At 36.3% G+C, this 19,970-nt stretch carries 24 protein-coding genes; 2 read left to right on the top strand and 22 right to left on the bottom strand.

The features are described 5' to 3' along the window. Nucleotides 1-59 precede the first annotated feature (59 nt). Nucleotides 60-1,127, bottom strand: a complete 1,068-nt coding sequence (locus AACZ92_RS08620) for a PorV/PorQ family protein (RefSeq protein WP_339699809.1) — start codon at nt 1,125-1,127, stop codon at nt 60-62. A gap of 126 nt (nt 1,128-1,253) precedes the next feature. Here AACZ92_RS08620 and AACZ92_RS08615 point away from each other — a divergent pair, with 126 nt between their 5' ends. Next, a complete protein-coding gene (locus AACZ92_RS08615; protein WP_339699807.1) occupies nt 1,254-1,994 on the top strand; it encodes a CDP-alcohol phosphatidyltransferase family protein in 741 nt (246 codons plus the stop codon). A gap of 135 nt (nt 1,995-2,129) precedes the next feature. Continuing rightward, nucleotides 2,130-3,179, top strand: coding sequence for an NAD(P)-dependent alcohol dehydrogenase (locus AACZ92_RS08610; RefSeq protein ID WP_339699804.1), 1,050 nt, complete (start codon nt 2,130-2,132; stop codon nt 3,177-3,179). 129 nt (nt 3,180-3,308) lie between these two features. Here AACZ92_RS08610 and lptB read toward each other — a convergent pair whose 3' ends face one another. The 21 genes from lptB to AACZ92_RS08505 all read right to left on the bottom strand — a co-directional run. Next, entirely contained in the window at nt 3,309-4,052 is a 744-nt protein-coding gene (gene lptB / locus AACZ92_RS08605) for an LPS export ABC transporter ATP-binding protein (RefSeq protein ID WP_339699802.1), read from the bottom strand. Between the two features lie 724 nt (nt 4,053-4,776). Beyond that, nucleotides 4,777-5,127 (bottom strand): 50S ribosomal protein L19, encoded by a 351-nt coding sequence (gene rplS, locus AACZ92_RS08600; protein WP_117159128.1) that lies wholly within the window; start codon nt 5,125-5,127, stop codon nt 4,777-4,779. Nucleotides 5,128-5,289: 162 nt separating this feature from the next. After that, complete coding sequence (locus tag AACZ92_RS08595; RefSeq protein ID WP_339699794.1) at nt 5,290-6,174, bottom strand: APC family permease; 885 nt, start codon at nt 6,172-6,174, stop codon at nt 5,290-5,292. A gap of 46 nt (nt 6,175-6,220) precedes the next feature. Beyond that, the gene (locus AACZ92_RS08590; RefSeq protein WP_339699791.1) at nt 6,221-6,463 is read right to left on the bottom strand and encodes a hypothetical protein; all 243 of its coding nucleotides are present in this window, start codon (nt 6,461-6,463) and stop codon (nt 6,221-6,223) included. Nucleotides 6,464-6,649: 186 nt separating this feature from the next. Continuing rightward, a complete protein-coding gene (locus AACZ92_RS08585) occupies nt 6,650-7,399 on the bottom strand; it encodes a DUF6090 family protein (protein ID WP_339699788.1) in 750 nt (249 codons plus the stop codon). A gap of 1 nt (nt 7,400) precedes the next feature. Then, nucleotides 7,401-8,144 carry a DUF6090 family protein gene (locus AACZ92_RS08580; RefSeq protein WP_339699785.1) on the bottom strand — a complete coding sequence of 248 codons (744 nt, stop codon included), beginning with the start codon at nt 8,142-8,144 and terminating at the stop codon, nt 7,401-7,403. 61 nt (nt 8,145-8,205) lie between these two features. After that, complete coding sequence (locus AACZ92_RS08575; RefSeq protein WP_339699782.1) at nt 8,206-8,376, bottom strand: hypothetical protein; 171 nt, start codon at nt 8,374-8,376, stop codon at nt 8,206-8,208. Nucleotides 8,377-8,571: 195 nt separating this feature from the next. Beyond that, the gene (locus tag AACZ92_RS08570; protein WP_339699779.1) at nt 8,572-9,045 is read right to left on the bottom strand and encodes a nuclear transport factor 2 family protein; all 474 of its coding nucleotides are present in this window, start codon (nt 9,043-9,045) and stop codon (nt 8,572-8,574) included. 26 nt (nt 9,046-9,071) lie between these two features. Further along, nucleotides 9,072-9,596: a RidA family protein gene (locus AACZ92_RS08565; protein WP_339699776.1), complete on the bottom strand. Its 525-nt coding sequence runs from the start codon at nt 9,594-9,596 to the stop codon at nt 9,072-9,074. A 29-nt stretch (nt 9,597-9,625) separates the two neighbouring features. Beyond that, the gene (locus AACZ92_RS08560) at nt 9,626-10,141 is read right to left on the bottom strand and encodes a hypothetical protein (RefSeq protein WP_339699773.1); all 516 of its coding nucleotides are present in this window, start codon (nt 10,139-10,141) and stop codon (nt 9,626-9,628) included. A 19-nt stretch (nt 10,142-10,160) separates the two neighbouring features. Beyond that, nucleotides 10,161-10,496: a hypothetical protein gene (locus AACZ92_RS08555; protein ID WP_339699770.1), complete on the bottom strand. Its 336-nt coding sequence runs from the start codon at nt 10,494-10,496 to the stop codon at nt 10,161-10,163. A gap of 97 nt (nt 10,497-10,593) precedes the next feature. Then, nucleotides 10,594-11,364: a hypothetical protein gene (locus AACZ92_RS08550; RefSeq protein ID WP_339699767.1), complete on the bottom strand. Its 771-nt coding sequence runs from the start codon at nt 11,362-11,364 to the stop codon at nt 10,594-10,596. Nucleotides 11,365-11,426: 62 nt separating this feature from the next. Next, a complete protein-coding gene (locus AACZ92_RS08545; protein WP_339699764.1) occupies nt 11,427-12,371 on the bottom strand; it encodes an NAD-dependent epimerase/dehydratase family protein in 945 nt (314 codons plus the stop codon). Nucleotides 12,372-12,388: 17 nt separating this feature from the next. After that, entirely contained in the window at nt 12,389-12,943 is a 555-nt protein-coding gene (locus AACZ92_RS08540) for a nuclear transport factor 2 family protein (RefSeq protein WP_339699761.1), read from the bottom strand. 34 nt (nt 12,944-12,977) lie between these two features. Next, nucleotides 12,978-14,558: a discoidin domain-containing protein gene (locus AACZ92_RS08535; protein WP_339699758.1), complete on the bottom strand. Its 1,581-nt coding sequence runs from the start codon at nt 14,556-14,558 to the stop codon at nt 12,978-12,980. Between the two features lie 67 nt (nt 14,559-14,625). Beyond that, nucleotides 14,626-15,060, bottom strand: a complete 435-nt coding sequence (locus AACZ92_RS08530) for a hypothetical protein (RefSeq protein WP_339699755.1) — start codon at nt 15,058-15,060, stop codon at nt 14,626-14,628. Between the two features lie 197 nt (nt 15,061-15,257). After that, entirely contained in the window at nt 15,258-16,007 is a 750-nt protein-coding gene (locus tag AACZ92_RS08525; protein ID WP_339699752.1) for a response regulator, read from the bottom strand. Then, nucleotides 16,007-17,893 carry a tetratricopeptide repeat protein gene (locus AACZ92_RS08520; protein ID WP_339699749.1) on the bottom strand — a complete coding sequence of 629 codons (1,887 nt, stop codon included), beginning with the start codon at nt 17,891-17,893 and terminating at the stop codon, nt 16,007-16,009. The genes AACZ92_RS08525 and AACZ92_RS08520 overlap by 1 nt, the downstream gene beginning before the upstream one ends. Nucleotides 17,894-17,997: 104 nt before the next feature. Beyond that, complete coding sequence (trmD, locus tag AACZ92_RS08515; RefSeq protein WP_339699747.1) at nt 17,998-18,675, bottom strand: tRNA (guanosine(37)-N1)-methyltransferase TrmD; 678 nt, start codon at nt 18,673-18,675, stop codon at nt 17,998-18,000. 52 nt (nt 18,676-18,727) lie between these two features. Next, nucleotides 18,728-19,168: a GNAT family N-acetyltransferase gene (locus AACZ92_RS08510; protein ID WP_339699745.1), complete on the bottom strand. Its 441-nt coding sequence runs from the start codon at nt 19,166-19,168 to the stop codon at nt 18,728-18,730. 13 nt (nt 19,169-19,181) lie between these two features. Further along, the coding region (locus tag AACZ92_RS08505; protein ID WP_339699742.1) for a DUF748 domain-containing protein at nt 19,182-19,970 on the bottom strand (789 nt) is incomplete at its 5' end.

The following is a 19,970-nucleotide window of genomic DNA, read 5'->3' as shown; positions in this document are numbered from 1 at the left end:
AGGTCGAGTGATTTTAATTGATCGAGAGGTTAAGTAAAATAGTATCGAGACCTCGAGACCTATCTAAAAACGCTCCAATCTAATTTCAATGAAAAGACATTAGAGTAAAGGGCGGCACTTTGGTCACCAATATCGGTCAAGGCATAATCTACTTGAATACCTTTGTACTTAAAACCTACGCCAATATTGGGTTGAAAACCTACCGAATCACTTCCGTCCAATTGTTGAATATTCTGGAAATTACCCACACCTGCACGTACAAACACCAAATCGATGTAGCCAAACTGAAGTCCGGCAGCGGGTGTCATACTTGTAAAAGACGTTGAAAAAATATCATTGGTTTGGGCAAATCGGAAATTAAAATCTACTTCGGCTAGGAGTGAAAAATCATAATGAAACACAAACTTTCTAGAAACTCCTAATTGTAGTTTGGGGATGGTGATTTCAGTAGTTTCAGGTAATTCCTGATTTTGTCCTTCCACAGCACCTTGTATGGTTTCAAATTCGTCCTCATCAATGCTCCAAGCATTAAAAGTAGTAGTAATATCACGCGCCATTAAACCAAACTTCCAATCTCCTGTATTAAATTGAAGTCCGGCATCAAAGCCAAATCCCCAAGAGGAAGCAAAGTCACCTATGATTCTTCTAATCACTTTTGCATTCACTCCAACATTCAAGCCATCTAACGGCAACGCTCTGGCGTATGAAAAGGTAACACCATAATCTGCGGTGGAAAATAGACTAATACGGTTGTAATCAATGTTTCCTTGATCGTCAATAAGTTGCGTCGTGTTTAAAATATCATCTACTCCAAAACGAATAACCGATAAAGCCACCACACTTCGGTCGTCCAATGGCATCGCAAAAGCACCATAATCGTAATTGGCAATATTGGCGAAGTAGGAGGCGTGCATTAAGGAAAGTTGGTTGTCTTCTAAAGCAACCAAACCTGCCGGGTTCCAATAGCCAGAATTGACATCGGCTGTAGAGGCTGTAACGGCATTGGCCATACCAAACGCGGCGGCATCCACCCCAATATTCATAAACTCATTCGAGTATTTTCTCGTGGTTTGTGATTGGGCTGCCAATGTAATTACTAAAAAGAGTAAAAATAAATTCTTCTTCAAGCTTATAATTTTGGGCAAATATCCTACTATTTTACACAATAGTAAACTATAATTTTAGCTACATATTGTATTTATACTCGGTTAGACGAAAATACTTTGCTATTTTTACAAACAGACACCCTTAATATGATAAAACAGATACCTAACATCATCACTTCCTTAAACTTACTTTGCGGAAGTGTTGCCGTGCTTTTTGCCGTTTCGGGCGATTTGATAACCGCTTCGTTTTTTGTGTTCTTCGGAATCTTCTTCGACTTTTTTGATGGGCTTGCCGCGCGGGTGTTCAACGCACAAAGTGAGGTTGGGCTAGAATTAGATTCGTTAGCCGATATGATAACCAGCGGATTGGCACCTGCAATTGTAATGGTTCAATTATTATCAGAAGCTACCCTAGGTCACAGCTTGATTATCACCGATATTTTTGCGGAAGATAGTTGGAACAGTGGTTTCCATGCCTATATTCCTTTTGTCGGGTTGCTCATTGCAGTGGCTTCAGCCTATCGTTTGGCAAAATTCAATGTGGATACTAGACAGACCAGCAGTTTTATAGGTCTTCCTACCCCGGCAAATGCTTTGCTAATTTTAAGTTTACCGCTTATACTGCACTTTCAATATTTTGAAGGAGTAGAAGCTGTCATTTTGAATCCGTGGGTTTTAATAGGGCTAACATTATTCAGTTGTGTTCTTTTAAATGCAGAAATTCCGTTGTTTGCACTCAAGTTCAAAACATGGGATGTTAAAAGCAATCTCTTGCGTTATGTTTTTATTGCAATTTGTTTACTCGCTGTATTGGTTTTAAAATTTATAGCCATTCCTGTTATTATTGGGATTTATATTATACTCTCTCTTTTATCTAACAATAAATAATTACGTCCTTCTTTCTTCGGAAATATTATTATAAATCTAAAAATTGCTATATGATAAACTTAGGTTAAACACTTCAAAAATGGTGTGTTTTGACAAGGGTTTTAGTATTTTATTTCAAAACAAATGAAAAATACTATGAGCGAAGTAAAAGCATATGCAGCATACGCTGAAAAAGAAAATCTAAAACCTTTAGATATTGAAAGGCGAGATGTAAAACCGACCGATGTTGAAATCGATATTTTATACTGTGGCGTTTGCCATAGTGATATCCATACAGTAAATGACGATTGGGGCGGAGCCAAATATCCCGTTGTTCCCGGACACGAAATTGTAGGCCGCGTATTAAAAGTAGGCGATCAAGTAAAAAACTTTAAAGAAGGCGATTTAGTAGGAGTAGGGTGTATGGTAGATTCTTGCCAAACGTGTGACTCTTGTAAAGAAGGATTAGAACAATACTGCGAAAATGGAGCTGTGATGACTTATGATGGTAAAGACGAGCATTTGGGCGGTCATACCTTTGGAGGTTATTCTGAAAAAATAATAGTGGATAAAGAATTTGTACTATCCATTCCTGAAAATATCGACATTAAAGCAACCGCGCCTTTATTGTGTGCTGGAATAACCACTTGGTCTCCTTTACAACACTGGAATGTGAAAAAAGGTGACAAAGTAGGGGTCATTGGTTTAGGTGGTTTAGGCCATATGGGCGTAAAATTTGCTAGCGCTATGGGAGCCCATGTAGTTATGATTACTACGTCACCGTCTAAAAGTGATGATGCCAAAAGTTTAGGGGCTGATTCCGTTTTGATTTCGAAAGATGAAAAACAAATGGAAGAGCATGCCAACTCGTTCGATTTTCTACTGAATACCGTACCGGTTGGGCACGATACCAATCCATATATAGCCTTGTTAAAAAGAGATGCAACTATGGTGATGGTTGGAGCCATTGAGCCGTTAGACCCAATTCACGGTGGAGGCTTGATTATAGGTAGAAAAAGCGTTGCAGGATCTGTAATTGGCGGAATAAAAGAAACCCAAGAAATGTTAGATTTCTGTGGTGAGCACAACATTACTTGCGATGTAGAAATGATTGATATTCAAAACATCAACGATGCATACGAACGAGTTGTAAACTCTGATGTGAAATACCGATTTGTAATTGATATGAAGTCTTTAAAAAATTAAAAAGTAATTTGAGCTGTCAAACTGAGCGCAGTCGAAGTTTTTAACTAATTGATAATCTATCAAGGTTTCGACTGCGCTCAACCTGACAAAGTTGGTGGTTTTGACTTTTTAGGAAGCCACTTTTTATGATTAATCTTGAAACAACTTTTTCTTCCGAAGTTCAAAGTTTTGGCCTAAATATACTTTACGAACCATTTCGTCATTGGCAAGGTCTTCCGGCTCGCCGTGTTTTAAAATACTACCTTCAAACATTAGGTAGGTTCTGTCAGTAATGGCTAAGGTTTCCTGTACGTTGTGATCGGTAATAAGAATACCGATATTTTTGTTTTTCAGTTGGGCTACAATTCGTTGGATGTCTTCTACGGCGACAGGGTCAACCCCAGCAAAAGGTTCGTCCAGTAAAATAAAATGAGGATCAGTAGCTAAGGCACGAGCAATTTCGGTACGACGACGTTCACCACCACTCAATAAATCGCCACGGCTTTTTCGAATATGCCCTAATCCAAACTCTTCAATAAGTGACTCCATTTTCATGAGTTGCTCCTTTTTAGAGAGTTTAGTCAATTGCAACACACTTAAAATATTATCTTCAATGCTTAGCTTTCTAAAAACAGAAGCTTCTTGTGCCAAATAGCCTATTCCGTTTTGCGCCCTTTTGTACATAGGGAATTTGGTGATATTGGTTCCTTCTAGAAAAATTTGACCGCCATTTGGCTTTATCAATCCCACAATCATATAGAACGAAGTAGTTTTTCCAGCACCATTAGGGCCTAATAAACCCACAATTTCCCCTTGATTTACTTCAACGGTAATTCCTTTTACTACTTTACGTCCTTTGTACGACTTAACAAGATTATCGGCTCTTAGCTTCATAAGCTGCTATGTGATTTCAATTTTTTGTAAAGATACTTAAAATTAAAGTGAAGAATATAATAGGTGATTTTTTCTGAAGAAACTATTATAACTTAGATTAGCTACCATAAAAATTGTAAAACGCTTGACTTCGAAGTGTTGGCGTTTTTTTTAAGATAATACTTTGACTGACTTTATTATAAAAAGAAAATAATTTGAAGTTAACTCCTAATTTAGTCTTACCTCTAAAAGCGTAGCGTCTCAAATCTAAAGTCTCACATCTATATACAAGAAAAGCCATATCATCGTATTGCTACCTTGATATGGCTCCTTGTGAAACCTGTCGTTGCCAACTCATTTTTTACAATGCGAAGCAAGTTTATTAAACCCTTGCAGTTGTGACACAATTTCAACAGTCGAGAACAAATTTGTTAGAGCGGTTTTAAAATGTATAAATACACTGTAAACCTAAAATTTGCCTCTACTTTTTTTAATCTCAAAACTAACTTTCGTGAGATTGTTAGCTTTTCGAACAATTAAAAAAAGATGTATAAAGAACGTTACTTTATGTTTTCGCAATGACTGTTACATCATTTTGATACCGTAAATATAAAACGCTTTTTTAATTAAACAATAAATATAAATAGTTTAATATAAACAGTTTATAAACTTGGGTTGTTAACATTTGTTTATAAAAAAACGACCTGAAATAGGTCGCTTTTTAGTTCTTCTGAAAAAAGAGAGATTAGCTACGCTTTTCTCTAATTCTTGCTTTTTTACCAGTAAGACCTCTAAAGTAGTAAATACGTTTTCTACGTACGCTACCTGTTTTGTTGATCTCAATTTTTTGTAGTGCAGGTAAGTTCATTGGGAAGATACGCTCTACACCAACTGTACCAGACATTTTTCTAATGGTGAATGTTTGAGAAGTACCTGTACCTTTAATTTGGATAACAACCCCTCTAAAAAACTGAGTTCTTGTTTTATCACCTTCACGAATTTCATAATACACAGTGATTGTATCACCAGCACCGAATTTCGGAAATTCTTTTTTAGTTACAAATTCGTCCTGAACAAACTTAATTAACGATTCCATTGTTTTGCTTTCTATAGTTCTTGTTTAAAACAACATACACGGTTTTCGCCAGAGGTTGGATTAAGTGGGTGCAAAATTAAGTAAAATTCTTTATGAGACAATGCTTTTGTGGTTTTTTATTATTGGTCAGGTTTTTAAGGACGTTTCTAAAGATTTTTATCATTATTTTCTTTTTTTCAAAAACTTAATAAGCCCAAATACCAAGGTTAAAATTCCGATGAAAACAACCGTTCCAATCATTTCATGTGCCGAAAGACTTGATAAAAAATATAGAATTATAGCAATAGCTATAATGGGGATAGCCCAACCTCCTGGAATTTTGAATCCGCCAGCGTAATCTTTTTGAGATTTGCGCAGCTTCATTACTGATAGTGCGACCCCTAAATAAAGAATTAACATCGAACTACTAGCGATGACTGCTAATTGTTCAAAACTGCCGGAAACAGCTAGAATAAAACCGATAGTTGCATATATAATGATGGCTATATGTGGCGTAGCAAATGATTTGTGAATTTTAGAAAGTGCCTTTATAGGGATTACCTTATCTCTGGCAAGTGCATAAACTATTCTTGGACTATTAAGTATGGTGCCGCTCATATATCCAAACATAGAGATAACGGCGCCAATAATTAAAAGTGCGTATCCAAAATTGCCAAAAACCACTTTGGCAGTTTCAGCTAGGGGAGCCGCTTTAAAATTTGGTAACGTATCTTCTAATACACCTTGAGAAATTGTTTGAATTAAAACGTAAACAACTACAACTGCTGTAATACTTATTAAAATAGCTCTAGGAATTGTACGTTTTGGATTAACAACTTCTCCACCAACAATAATGCCCGTTTCACAACCCTGAAAAGCAAAAAATAAAATAAGTGACGTTTCACCTAAAGTTTTAACGCTCGGAAAATGTTCAAAATACAGATTACTCAAGGAAACATACTTGAAGCCGATAGCGATGAGTAAAAGCAATGGTATTAGCTTAACAATTGTATTGAACTTTACCAAGCCCATCCCTTGTTTTAAGCCAATCACATTGATGTAAACCAAGCCATAAAAAAGAATAAATAAAAATAAAAAGCGAGGCCATCCGTTTTCAAGTACTGGGTATGCCGAAGCAATAACATTTAACTTTACTACCAGCTTCGGCAAAGCAAAGCATAACCATTGCCATTAACAAACCACAAAAAAGATAAGCAATTATACTGGATGCTCCCAAATAGCTGGCTACAATTGCAGGCAGTACAAAAATACCTGAGCCAATGATAATGTTAATGATGTTGGCCGAAAGACCGAATACCCCAACCCTTCTTTTTAAACCTTCGTCTTTTTTAATCATAATTTCTCTTTATTTGAAAGAACCATTATCCACATCTTTTATAAATTTTATCAATCCTGCGAAATAAGTTTTTGAAAAGAGGAATGTTAAATATGGTTTTCATACTGATTGATTTTATTTAGTTTCATTCGCTTTTATGATACGTTGTCTTATATGTCTGAAAAATTTAATCATGAAACAGCCATTTTATTGAGCTAAATAATCTTTAATGTCCTTTCTTAATCCTTGAGCTATTTCAAGGTACTTCCTATGGTTTCTAATCACAATCTCATGTGAATTGCACTCTAACCGGATATGATTTCTTCCTTTTGGGCTCATAATGCCAGCTATTGCATTGTTTCTTCTTTCAACAGAGTTCTGCAAGTAGGGGATTGGAAAAGATATGTTGAACTCGAACTCAAGTCCTTCCAACTCTTTCACCCAATAAGCATTCAACGATGTCATCTCGTCATATTGAACTTTGTACAAGAGCGTACTCCAATCCAAGGTATGGGTGTAGTACTTATTAATCCGAAATGCCAATGAATCATTCGAGCACAATTCGGAGATACCTAGATTCTTAGCTTTCTCATAACTCAGGACGGTCATTGTAAATGGACGTGCTGTACCATCGAATAGCTTGAACAAGGTGTCTGTGGCAGTGGTGGAGAAGTCTGATTTCCGCATATGACGTTCTAAAAAGGCCAACCTTGACACCGTAAAATCGATGGATCGGTTGAGGCCTGCAATATCTTGATCAAGATCTTTATTAATGCCTCTTAACAGCTCATTGCTTTGGGTCCTATTAACCCGTTCTTGATTCCAGTTGTTGATGCTCAAGGCAATCAAAATACCAATGACCACAAGTATTATTTCGCCAATAGCATATTTGAAGTATTTAGTGGTTTTGCCTTGTGCTAAGAGGTTTTTGCGGATATTTCGGAAGAGTTTAATCATATTATTCAGGCTTTGTTGCTTCAATTATTTTATCTATCAACCTATCGGTTTCTTCAAGCCTTACAACAACTTCTTTATGTAACCATAATGAATTATCTAATAAATTTTCAAATGCCACATTTTGGAATAATGGATAATAATTAGGTTTTACCTTAGATTTTCCACCCCAACGGAGGTTTGCATTTGCATCCATTTCTTTAAAGGAAATGAAAGGAAGTAAATAGGGTAAGAAGATGTCGTTATTCCACGAATCAAGTTTTTCAAATCTTATTTTTCGAATTTCTGCTAAGGAGTTCCATTGATAGAGAAGTGTACTTATGGTGTCGTCCTTAAAAAGATTCAATCGTCCATTTTGAAGAATATTATTGACTGCATTATTGGCAAAAGCTATTTCGTTTGATGGGAACGATTGAAAGAGTAGGCTATCTAGATTATGCTTTAAAAGCTCTTCTTCAGGGAGACCTATTAAATTCATTAATGCTATGCTGGAATTCATAGCTTGCTCTTCAGCCATTCTGTAGTTATTAATTGCTTTTTTATTCTCTTTAAATTCTACGTGCAGTTTCGTAATCAACGCTTTTCTTTCTAATGAATCTAATCTGTTTTGATTCCAATTGTTGATGCTTAAGGCAATCAAAATTCCAATAACCACGAGAATGATTTCGCCAATGGCGTATTTTAAATATTTGGTGGTTTTACCTTCATTAAGAAGGTTTTGGCGGATGTTTCGGAAGAGTTTTATCACAATTCATAAAAGTTAAAAAGCCAACTCCCAATGTTGAAAGTTGGCTTTGGTAGTAATCACACTATCTCTTCAGCATTTCATCCAGCTGTTTGGTATCTGCATACTGCTGAAAAGCTATTATTTTTCCATCCTTCACAGTCCATAAATGTGCTGCTTGCGCATCTAGCTTTTTACCGTTATGTTTTGATGTTGCGTTATACCGAAGTGTTGCTAACACTTGATTATTGCTCATTTCGTGTAGCTTTATATTGGTGAGTTTAAAACCGTCAAAATCTATAGGAAGCTTTGCAAAAACACCTTGTAAGACCGCATCTGGACCAATTTAGGGATTGCCAGCAGCCAAGGCGTTGCCTTCGGCTTCATTCCATACAATCTTTGCGTCCATTGCCCCTAAAGCTCCAGGAATATCACCAACAGCAAAAGCTTTCTATAATCCATTCACAACAGCAGTATTATTTTTATTTGTGAGGTAGCGATAGCTTTTTTGAATTTTCCAGGTTCCTTTTTCATTCTTTAGGGTGTTCACAAACTCACCTACCAAACCCATTTTGGGTTCGTCTATTTTATTGTAGACAAAAGAACCGCTGACAAACATGTGATCTTTACCTAACGTCGTTACTTCGTTGGTTTTTAAAACGATGTTGAATTTTCCAGATGAAAATGTGTTTTTGTATTGTCCTTTTATATTTTCTAGACCCATGACCATGCTTCCATCAGAATTTCTAATGGTAGCATCTTGTGCATACAGTGCATCTAGATTGGTAGGATTCCCCGTATTGATCATAGTTGTATACAATTGATGCATGCTTTCTACTGCTTTATCCTGGGCAGTTGCGCGGAATGTTAGGGATGTAATACTCAAAATGAGTAAGATTACTAACGAGGTTTTAAAATGTTTCATAATGCTATTATTTAATGGTTAATTTTTTACTTTGTTTTATGCACTTCCAATTCAATTTCAATCATAAACTCAGGTATAGCTAATTCTTTTACACCCAGCCAGGAACCTGTAGGGAAATGGTTTTTATAGATTTCAGCTCTATATGCGGCAACCTCCAAAAACTTAGGCATGTTGGTAGTAAATATATTTTCTACTACTACATCATCAAAAGTGCAGCCGTAGTGTTTCAGTATTTTCTCCAAATCGGCATAACAATTTTTCATTTGCTGTTCAAAATCGCCAACAGCTGTTGGGTTTCCTTCATCGTCCATACTCACAGCGCCAGAGATTTTTATATCATTGCCAATTTTTACAGCGTGCGAATAGCCATAGGCTTTTTCAACTTCTGGACGCAATAGAAAATAATCTGGGGTTTCATCTGCAAAAACGGTTTCGGTGGGTTCCGATTTTTCTACTGTTGTTGTTTCTGCTTTGCTTTTCTCATTGCAGCTGGAGATTGAAATTGCTGCTACTAAAGCAATTCCTAATGTTAAAAGCTTTGTTGTCTTCATTTTTATTTGAATTATTTGGTTTCTAATTTTTACTGCTTTATTTCAACGCGAATAAGCCTTATAGGTTTGGTATCGCTTAAGTTTACAACCGAATGTGGTGCTTCAGGTTCTTTATACATCGTTAATGGAAATGTTAAGGGTTCTTCTAGTTTTCGCGAATCAAAAATGATGTTGCCATTAGAATCAGCATCTGTAAAATCACCGGCTTCCTGAATATAGAGTACACTTGGCCAACGATGGTGGTGCAAGGGCTCTATTTCATTTGGCTTAAGTGTAACTTCCAAGACTCTTACCTTATCATTTTCCAATACCACTTTGTGGTTGCTGGGCGCGGCAAGAACGGCATCCAGTTCGGCAGGCCAATCAGCTGGATTTCCTGTTTTATAAATAATGTTATTGGGGACTAATTTTTCTTGACTCAATTGCAAAGAAACCATTCCCGTAACAGCAGATTCATCAGTTCCGTGTGGATCTGGGTTTTGGGCGATTGCAGAAACAATTCCGAAGAAAAAAAAGAGAAGAAAGAGATGTGTATTTGTTTTCATGGTTTTTAGTATTCAATTTTCAATAGAGGATATTGTCCAAAACCCAACCTAGATTTCGCTCTTTCATATTCACATTGCTGTCCGTTGAAAAAACTTGCTGGATTTCCATTTTTAGAGTAGCCAATTCTTGGTTAGAGTAATCAAGGTATGCAATTGCATCTTGTGTTTTTTCAAGACTTTCATTTTCATCGTCTTTGCAAAATTCTTTATACATTTTATTGAATGTTTTGGAAGAAGTTTTTGATTTAATTAAAGTAAGCTCTTCTTCTGCTTCCACTTGATCTGCTTTTGCACAGAGCAACAGGATATAGGTTTTAAGTTCTAACTTATTCCATTGTTCTTGTTCAGGTTTCATGGTTTTCATTTTTGAATAATAAAATTAACTTGCTTGTCTAATTGAGAGCAGCCGATGTGTTTTTAGAGGATTCGACTACTCTCGAATAGACATTTAATTATTGTCTTTCAGAAACTTTTACATCACCACTAATGCCACTGAGGTCTTCGCGATAAATCCAAATTTCGGTTCCGCCACCGTTGGTGATTTCCATCCAATCTTCTAAAAATTGTCCCCAGCTTCCTGAGCCGTACATTTCGTCATATTTTTTTGCTATGCTATGATCTTCGCCTAGCCAAGCTGATTTTTCAAAATATGAAATGACAGATAAGTCTTTACCTTCCTTGGTGCTCCCAAATTCATTGGTGTAGATACCGAATGTTTCATTAGGAGATTTTTCTGCATAGACATCATGCACTTTTTTTACCAGTTTCATCGCATCTTCGTATTTACCTCTTTTAATATCCCAAGTATCCACGGCCATTTTTTTAATGGTAAAATCCTTTGGAAATCTAGAGAGTTCCGTTTGTCCACGCCAGTATGATTGTTCTCCACTACCAGGCATCATATACGGGGCTATATTCGTGTTCCAATCGGTGTCGTGACCATCCTTTTGGGCGGGTCCGTTATCTAGTGAGCTCCAAGGAAATGGTCCCATAACCCATACATAGCTACCAGTATTGGGGCCATTGGCTATCCAATACACACGTACGCCGTGAGGACCATCACCATGATATTTTTTGTTGTGCGCTGTAATCCCCTTTTCAAATTGATTAATTTGAGTTGGGTTTGGCGTTAAAAGTGCATTTTCGAATACGCCGTATTCTGTATTGTTTTGCGATAGTGCCAATAGTGGCAATAAAAGCATTAAAAAAAATATTTTCTTCATAATGTTAGTGTTGTGCCAACGGATGGTTAGCTGGTTAAAATTGATTTACTTGGTATTATCTTCTATAGTTGTTCGGAATAATTATTCAATGTTTCTTGTACTGGTCTAAACTGAATACCCAAATCGGTCTTTGCCAAATTGTTTTTATAAATGATATTTGGTTTGTTTTTTGGTAATTCTTGATTTAGCATAGCATGCATATCTGATACTTTATAGGTTTCGCTGCTTAATAAATAATCTTTGCCATGTAATCCATTTGTAGTGGCTGCTTTAAAAATAGCGCTGGCTACATCCTCCACATCCACGATGGCGAAAGGCACATCGTTGTCGTAAAGGGCTTGTGTGAAATCATTGGGTGCAAGTTTGTTTTTTATCAAAAATTGTAAACCTGTTGAGGTGGAATCTTTGCGATTGCTTAGTGAATTCCCCATAACTGCAACTGGTGAAACCGAAGTGATTTCGAAATGTAAAGACTGATTTTTTTTCATAAAATTTTCTACAGTCTGGTTGGCGATAAACTTGGCTTGTGCATAGGGGTGGCTTTCTGAGCTAGTAAATCGTTTTTCTGTTTCATCAAAAGGCTCTGTAAAACTTTTTGTTCCAGCTGGCATAGGAAAGTTTGTATTCCATCCCGCTACCGAAGCTATAAAAACCACTTTTTCAATCCCTGGTGTTTTACTTATTGCTTCTAGAAAATTTTCGGTTCCTTTAATAGTGGGATCAAAAAGTTCGGACTGGGGATCTGTAACGTCTAACTGAAAAGGGGTGCCGCCATGAATGACAATCTCACAGTCACTGATAAAATCTTCAAAAGCCTCTAGGTTTTCGACCTTTAATGGGCTTATGTTGAGGTTGTCTGAATTTCCAAGATTGAATAAGTGCTCGTACTTTTCACTCTTTTTTATATCGGTTACCGATACTTTTACATTGAAACCTTTTTGCAAAAATTTCTTGGTGATGTGACTTCCTATAAATCCCGACCCACCTATGATTCCTACTGTTTTCATGATTTTTGAGATTAAATTTATTCTTCTTTCATACTGGTTTTTGCATTCATTGTTGAATCTTTCATCGCTTCTTGATTAGCTTTCTCTTTTAATTGCATCATATCTGCTACGATTTTAGAAATATCCCAATAGCCCAATTCTCTTACAATTTTTCCATCTACAAAACGAGCTGTTATGTGAGCGGGAATGGTATATGTTTTATTATTTTCTTTTAAGGTGCCTTCCCAAACACTCCAAAAGTTTACCCATGTTTGGTTTTCGTCTGTTATTACCATTTCGTATTCAGATTCTTTATCTATGAAACCCCAAGAATTGAAAATAGAAGCATCTTCTTTGTTTATCGTTATCATTTCTGAAACGCTCGTGGCGTCATCCTCAGTTACATTGTTTAATACTTTAGCTGTATCGGCATAATGACTTGCTAATGCTTCCCAGTTTTGATTCTCATAATCTGAAATCACTTTTTTATAAGTTTCAATTTCAGGTGATTGCTGAGTGTAGCGTTCTTTTACATTGCTTTCACAGCTTGTGATAAGGACTATTGCAAATCCTAAAAGAAATATGTTTTTCATAGTTTAAAATTTTAATTTGATTACTATTTATTGACTATTCTGCTTGAACATAATTTGGGTGGCTTTGTAATACTTTTTCATAATTAGAAGCAATTACCCAGTTATCATCTGAGGCTTTTAAATCGGGCTTAACATCATTTGGAAATACCATCACGGTAATATCTCCCACTGGTTTAGCCTTATCATTAATTCTAAACCAAGAATAGTTTTGTTTGTTAAACTTGTAGTTTACAGGAGATTGATTAATTATAAACTTGTGGAACTCATACCGTGTACAACCTCCAGGAACTGTTTGAGTAATTTCTGTACTCTGCTCTGAAGATTGCGTTATATTATTGCCTTGGGAGTTTTCTTCACTATTTCTTGTTGATCCGCCACCTCCAGCTGTTACCGATAACTCAAAAGATACAATCGCATAATTGAGTGCGGCTTTTGCCGTTGTAGATAAGGACCAATGGGTCTCATCTTCTTTTTTAACGGTACGCCTAAAATTCATACCTTCAGAAATACTTGTGGTAACAGATGATTTTATGGAACTCTCCATAGGTTGTACATTTCTAAATATACTTACCTTGTACATTACGTTAGATTCTGCATCCCCTTCACTTAAATCTCCAATCTCAGTTCCAAAAACTTTTACTTCGGCTAGACTGAGAGCATTCGCATTTTTAAGTTGTACTCTAACATAACGCCCCACTTGCTTACCAGTGTATGATTTATTTCTTTCAGGAAGAAAATTTTCAGGTTCTTCAGCAAAAGGTTTTAATCTTCTCGTTGTTTGATCCTTTGGTCTATTACTAACCCATATATCAAAATTATTTAATCTATCGCTACAACAGTCGGTTCTATTATATAGGGCAACTTCGTCGATTAAGAAATTTTTACCCAAATCTACCTCCCAAAAAGGTCGTTGCTCTCCTTGGGTATGTGTTACCGATCCATAAGCCCAATGCCCCTCAGTAACACCATCATTTGCTCTACTTGAAACCCCAAAGTTGTGTGTGCTGGATTGTCTGGTGCTTTTTCCGAGTGCAAGGTTATCGTTTTTACTAATGGCTGGAGTTACCCATTCACCATCGCGTAATTCTAAAATTGGTTTGCCCCTTATTACCACTTCAGCCAAACTGAGAGCATCACGACCGTTTAAATGAATACGAATATATTGCGCGGTCTTATTGCCAGTGTACGATTTGCTATTTTGGAACCATTGGTTTTCATTAGCAAATACTTCGCCTCCATAATTCCCACTAAAGGGTTGGTTTGAAACTCTAATAGTAAAATTTTTAAGTCTATCTGAATAGCCATCCGTTCGGTTATAAATAGTGATTGAAGAAATTTCATATTCTGCCAAGAGATTAACCTCCCACCACGGGTTTTCCTCTCCTTGGGTATGTGTTACAGAAACAGCTCCCCAATTACCATTAGTATTGCCATCTACCGCACGGTTTGCAGCTCCACCATCATGAACACTACTTTGTTTGGTGGGTTTAAATTGGGCAATATTACTAGGGTCTAAAGAGGTCCATTGTTGTTGAGCGAAAAGGGTTAAGGGAATCCACAAAAAAATAACAAATAGAATAATTGCTTTTGACTGTAAGAGAAATATATTTTTCATGATTATTTTATTTAAACCTCCCCATTTGCTATTTCATGAAAACAGAGAGGCTAATTGATTTTGTTAATTAATTTTTATCCATTTCAGGAATTCCGGCATAGATTTCATCGGAATGCATTAAGAAATATTTATTGAATTTTTTAAAGAATTCCTTTTGGCTAGCTTCATCTGGCCATGCCTTTTGCATGAGTTCTCCCTGAATGGTTGCAGCTTCATCAATATCGTTCCAGTTGGCATATTCGGTAATGAATGTAAGATCTCGTGAATCTGTGCCAGACAGATGACGCAGCACACGTTCGCTCACAACCTTGCTGTTTGGAACCGAAATTTTTTGTTGAAATTCTTTTAGTAATGTGTTGAGTTCTGCATTGCTGCCACTTTCGGGAATCGTTACTTTCCAAGTGGTTACTGTGTAAACTGGACCTTCTTGAGCATAATTGGTTTGCCATGCAAAACAAGCAATGAATAAAAAGATTGCTACATGTAGTTTAGTTGTTTTCATAATTTTTGATTTATATGGTTTGTATTGAATTGTTTACCGAAGTAACGATACAAATACATTGAAAACAAGTGGGTTAGGACGAAGAGGCTTCTTTTCTTTCCGAAGGGAAGCTTTTAGTTGCCGAAGCTAAATGATGTTTGAAGTAGAAAATGCAAATATTGTAGATAAAACACTATAATATTATGGAGTACTTTTGTTTATAGGGTCTGCAAGCGTTTTAGTAGTTCCGTTCGCATGGCTTTGCTCATCGGGATGGCTTTTTTTGAAATGACTACGTGGGTGCCGGCAATTTCATCTACGCAGGTAAGGTTGATGATGTAGGATCTGTGGATACGCAAAAAGTGTTTTGCTGGAAGTTTCTGGTCTACATCCTTTAAAGGCATCACCAAAAGGTATTCTCGGTCTTTTGAAAAAATACGACAGTAATTACGATCGGCTTCAATATAGTAAATATTTTTAGTGTCTATTTTTACCATTCGTTCTTGATGGCGTACAAAAATACGGTCGCTTAAAATAAAAGGATCAGGTTGTTTTTTTTCTGAAATTTGACCATTTTCTGAGAGGTTCTTATAATTAATACGTTCCACCGTTAATTCAATCACACGTTGTAGATCCAATTTTTTAAAAGGCTTTGAAACGAAACCGTAAGGATGGGTTTCTTTGGCACGATTAAAATGGGTTTCGTCGGCATTTGCAGTAAGATAAATGATGGGTATATTGTGTTCCACCTGCATTAAAAGTGCGGTCTCAATTCCATCTAATTCACCTTTTAGCTGTATATCCATTAAAACAATATCGGGGACTCCTTCTTGAATGTGGTGCAGTGCTTCTTCTCCTCTGGGTAAAATACCTGTTACTTCGTAACCCAAATCACTCAATTGTAGCGAAATGTTAGCTGCGATGACCATTTCATCTTCGACGATTAATATTTTAACAGGTTGTGCCATTAGGCTGTTTTATAATTTTTGAAGTTAAAAAAAACGGTAGTACCTTTTTTGTGTTCTTCAGAAAGAGTTCCATTGAGCTGTTGTGTTAATAACTGTATTAATTGAGTTCCAAACCCAGTTCCTTTAGGTGTTGAGCTTTCAGTTTTACCAATTCCGTTGTCTGACACCTTTAACTGCAAATCATTGTTTTCCTTTTTAAGACTAATGTTTATTTTTCCTTGAGTTCCTTCTGGAAAAGCATATTTTAACGCATTGGTTAATAATTCGTTTACAATTAATCCAATGGGTACTGCGGTATCTACATCTAAGTTCAACTCCTCCATAGCACATTCTATTTTTACTTTATCCTCTGCGTTAAACGTGTCTAATACCCCTTCACTCAAATTGATAAAATAGTCTTTCATTTCAATAGAACCTAGGTTTGTACCTTGATACAGTTTTTGATGAATTATTCCCATACTTTGCACTCGGTTTTGACTGGCTAACATGGCTTCTTTACTGGCCTTGTCGGTAAGTTGAGCGGATTGTAAAGCAATAAGACTTTTTACCATTTCTAGGTTGTTTTTTACACGATGGTGTATTTCTTTTAGTAAGAGTTCATTTTGTTTGTTTTTGGTGTCTAGTTCGGCATTTAGAAGGGAAAGGGCTTTTCGTTTTTTACGAATATTTTTCATGGTGAAATACATTCCGAAGAGAATAATAGCAAGAAGAACAGCAAGACTTACATAGAGAATTTGTGTTCTTTTCTGATTTTCAATTTTAATTTTTTGATTTTCAATTTCAATCCTATTTTGAGCTGTTCCATATTTAACGTGAAGTTCGCTTTCAATTCTGGATGTGATTGAGGTTAAATAATCAGCGTGGCCTCGTTCATAGAGTTCATGATACTCCAAAGCATTTTTATAATCACCTAACTGCCGGTATATATTTGAAACGTGCATATAGTTTTCCCAAAGGTTTTTAGTATTGCCAGTACGCTTCATTATTTCTATGGCTTTTAGGTTGTATGGCAAGGCTTCGGCGTACTTTCCTTGAAGTAAAAACACATGACCTATGTTTGCTGTAGGAGGCATGGTGTATTGCTCTAACCCCATTTTTTTAGCGCCTTCATAACAAAGGTTGTAGTTTGCAATCGCTTTATCATATTCTTCTAGATACTTATAAATGTTTCCACGCCCATTGTAGCATGCTAAAAGTGGAGTACCAGTTTCACCAACCTTTTTATAGGTTTGTATAGCTTTGTTCATGTTTTTTAAACTTTCTTCTAAGCTAGAAAGGAACAATTGATTTTCTGCTAACCTTCGGTAGGAGAGAGCTAAATCTTTTTCATAGCCGTATTTTTCTTGTATTGCAATGGCTTTCTTACAATATTCTGCTCCTTCTGTATACCTATTTGAATAATAAAATAGATCTCCGATAGAAGTATAACACCTTGCTATACCTTGTTGATCGTCCATTTTTTCATAAAGATCTAAAGCTTTATATACAGCTTCTGAAGCTTTTTCGTAGGCAGCAGTACTGCCATAATTCGCTTTTAGTAAAAGATAGGTTTCGGCTAGCTCTTTATCTAACCCCTGTTTTTTATAAACTGTAATGGCTTTATTAAGGTAAGCTATGGAAGAATCGAGTACCGTATGGTTTTCGTGCCAAGTTGCCAAGTCGATATAAGCACGTGCAAGTTTTTTAGGATTGTTGTTCTTTTTTGAAACCGCTATGGATTTCTGGAAAGATTCATATTCCAAAATGGAATCGCTGATAATGGGAACTTGAATGTCGCCATTGCCAATATTTAAGTTAATTGTATCCCCTTGTGTTTTGGAAGAATCCTGGGGGAGACTTCTCCAAGAAACGCAAGCTAATACCGCGAACAGTAGTAGTGGTTTCATTGTATGGTGATTGTTAGTTACTTATAAAGATAGCTTCTTTTTAAAAACTACCCTAGGTATAATCACCTAAATTTCAGAATACTATAAAAAAATAATGGCTTTAATTATTTATCCAAAAGATCTGGACGTAATTTTTGTGTACGTTGCAGCGCTTGGTCTTCCCGCCATTGTTCAATTTTTGGGGTATTTCCGCTGGTTAGAATATCGGGGACTTTCCAGCCTTTATATTCTGCCGGGCGAGTGTAAACAGGAGGCGCTAAGAGATTATCTTGAAACGAATCGGTTAGAGCGGAAGTTTCATCGCCTAATACACCGGGAATAAGACGTATAACTGCATCGGCCACCAAAGCTGCTCCTAACTCACCACCGCTTAAAACAAAATCACCTACTGAAATTTCTCGCGTGATAAATTGATCACGAACCCGTTGATCAACACCTTTATAATGACCACAAAGGATAATGATGTTTCCTTTCAAAGACAATTCATTTGCGATGCTTTGATTAAAAGTAGTGCCATCGGGTGTCATGTAAATCACTTCATCGTATTCTCGTTCGGCTTTTAATTTGGTAATACACTTATCAATAGGTTCAATCATCATGACCATTCCAGCACCGCCGCCATACTGGTAATCATCAATTTGTTTGTAATTGTTATTAGAGTAGTCTCGCAGGTTATGCAAGTGTACAGAAACAATGTTTTTATCAATAGCTCTCTGTAGAATAGAGGCTTCAAAAGGACTTCGTAATAAATCTGGGACTGCTGTGAGGATATCGATACGCATTTCTGAAACTTTAGCTATTTATGACTTCAAAAATACAGTAAATTATGAAGAATTAAACCTTCAGGGAATAATGAAACTTGTGTTCATCTTTTACCCAACCCATTTTTTCATATAAATGTTGTGCAGGATTATCTATTTCGGTTTCAAGGGAAAGTCCAATGCAGTTTTCTTGTTTTGCATAAGCCACGGCCTGTTTTAGCAATGCTTCGCCAGTTCCCATTCCTCTGCTTTTTTCTGAAACAAAAAGATCATTCAAAATATAAGCACGTTTTCCTCGAACAGATGAAAAAATAGGATACAATTGTGTAAAACCAATGGCTTCATCATCTAAAGAAAACGCCATAAATATAACCGAATCGTTTTGACGGAAACGCTCTTTTAAAAATGCTTTTGCTTTTTCGGAGTTGTCGGGTTGTTTGTAAAATATACGATATCCATTAAATAACGGTACTAACTGATCTAGTTGTTGTTCGGTTGCTTTTAGAATTTTCATTATATGAAATTAATTAATTGTCATCCTCTTCTTTTTCTTTTCCATCGAAAAGCCTTTTTAAAAAACCGTCGGTAGTGTCATTTTTTCGTTCTTCACGGCGCTTTTCTCTCCTTTTTTTACGAAGTTCTTTTTTCTCTTCTTTGGTAAGATCTGGATCGTTAAACGCATCTTCAAAGTCAATATCATCATCTATTTCACCTTTAAAAGCACTTATCCATGCGTTTTCAAAAATACTGAACACAGTTGGCCAAACTCCAGACTCTACATTATTTAAATTACCTTCCAGAGGTATTCGTGTGGCAAGGGTATCGGTACCTTGATTTTTCAAGATAAATTTAAAAATACCCACAAAACCTTCCCATAAAACGCCAAGAAACCCATCGTCTTTTCCTATTAGTTTGGCATCTGTCAATAACGGCTTAACATACCCTTTTAAATATCCATCTGCAATGGCGATTTCACTATATAGGCCGAACGTTCCTTTATCAAAATCTAAACCTGCATAATGACGGGTAAAATCATTGAGTGCTGTGGCATTAGCATCTTCTAGCGAAAACTCAATATTCATGTCGGGAATTTCCTTGATGAGGTTCATATTTCCGTCAAGGGATACTTTACCTTGTCCTATAGAAACTCCGCTGGCAGTAATAGGTGAGGGGAGTACTCGTCCCTTTTCTACCACATTACGAAGATTTTTAGCCTTTAGATTAAGCTGATTTATATGTAAATCAATATTCGGGTCTGCTTGTAATTGTACAAAAGCCAATTTTCCATCGTACACTTCAAAGTTGTTTATTTCTAG

It is taken from the genome of uncultured Marixanthomonas sp. (genome assembly GCF_963974425.1).
GTDB lineage: Bacteria > Bacteroidota > Bacteroidia > Flavobacteriales > Flavobacteriaceae > Marixanthomonas.
Note: the sequence above shows the minus strand (reverse complement) of the source record. Positions and strands in the feature narration are given on the sequence as shown.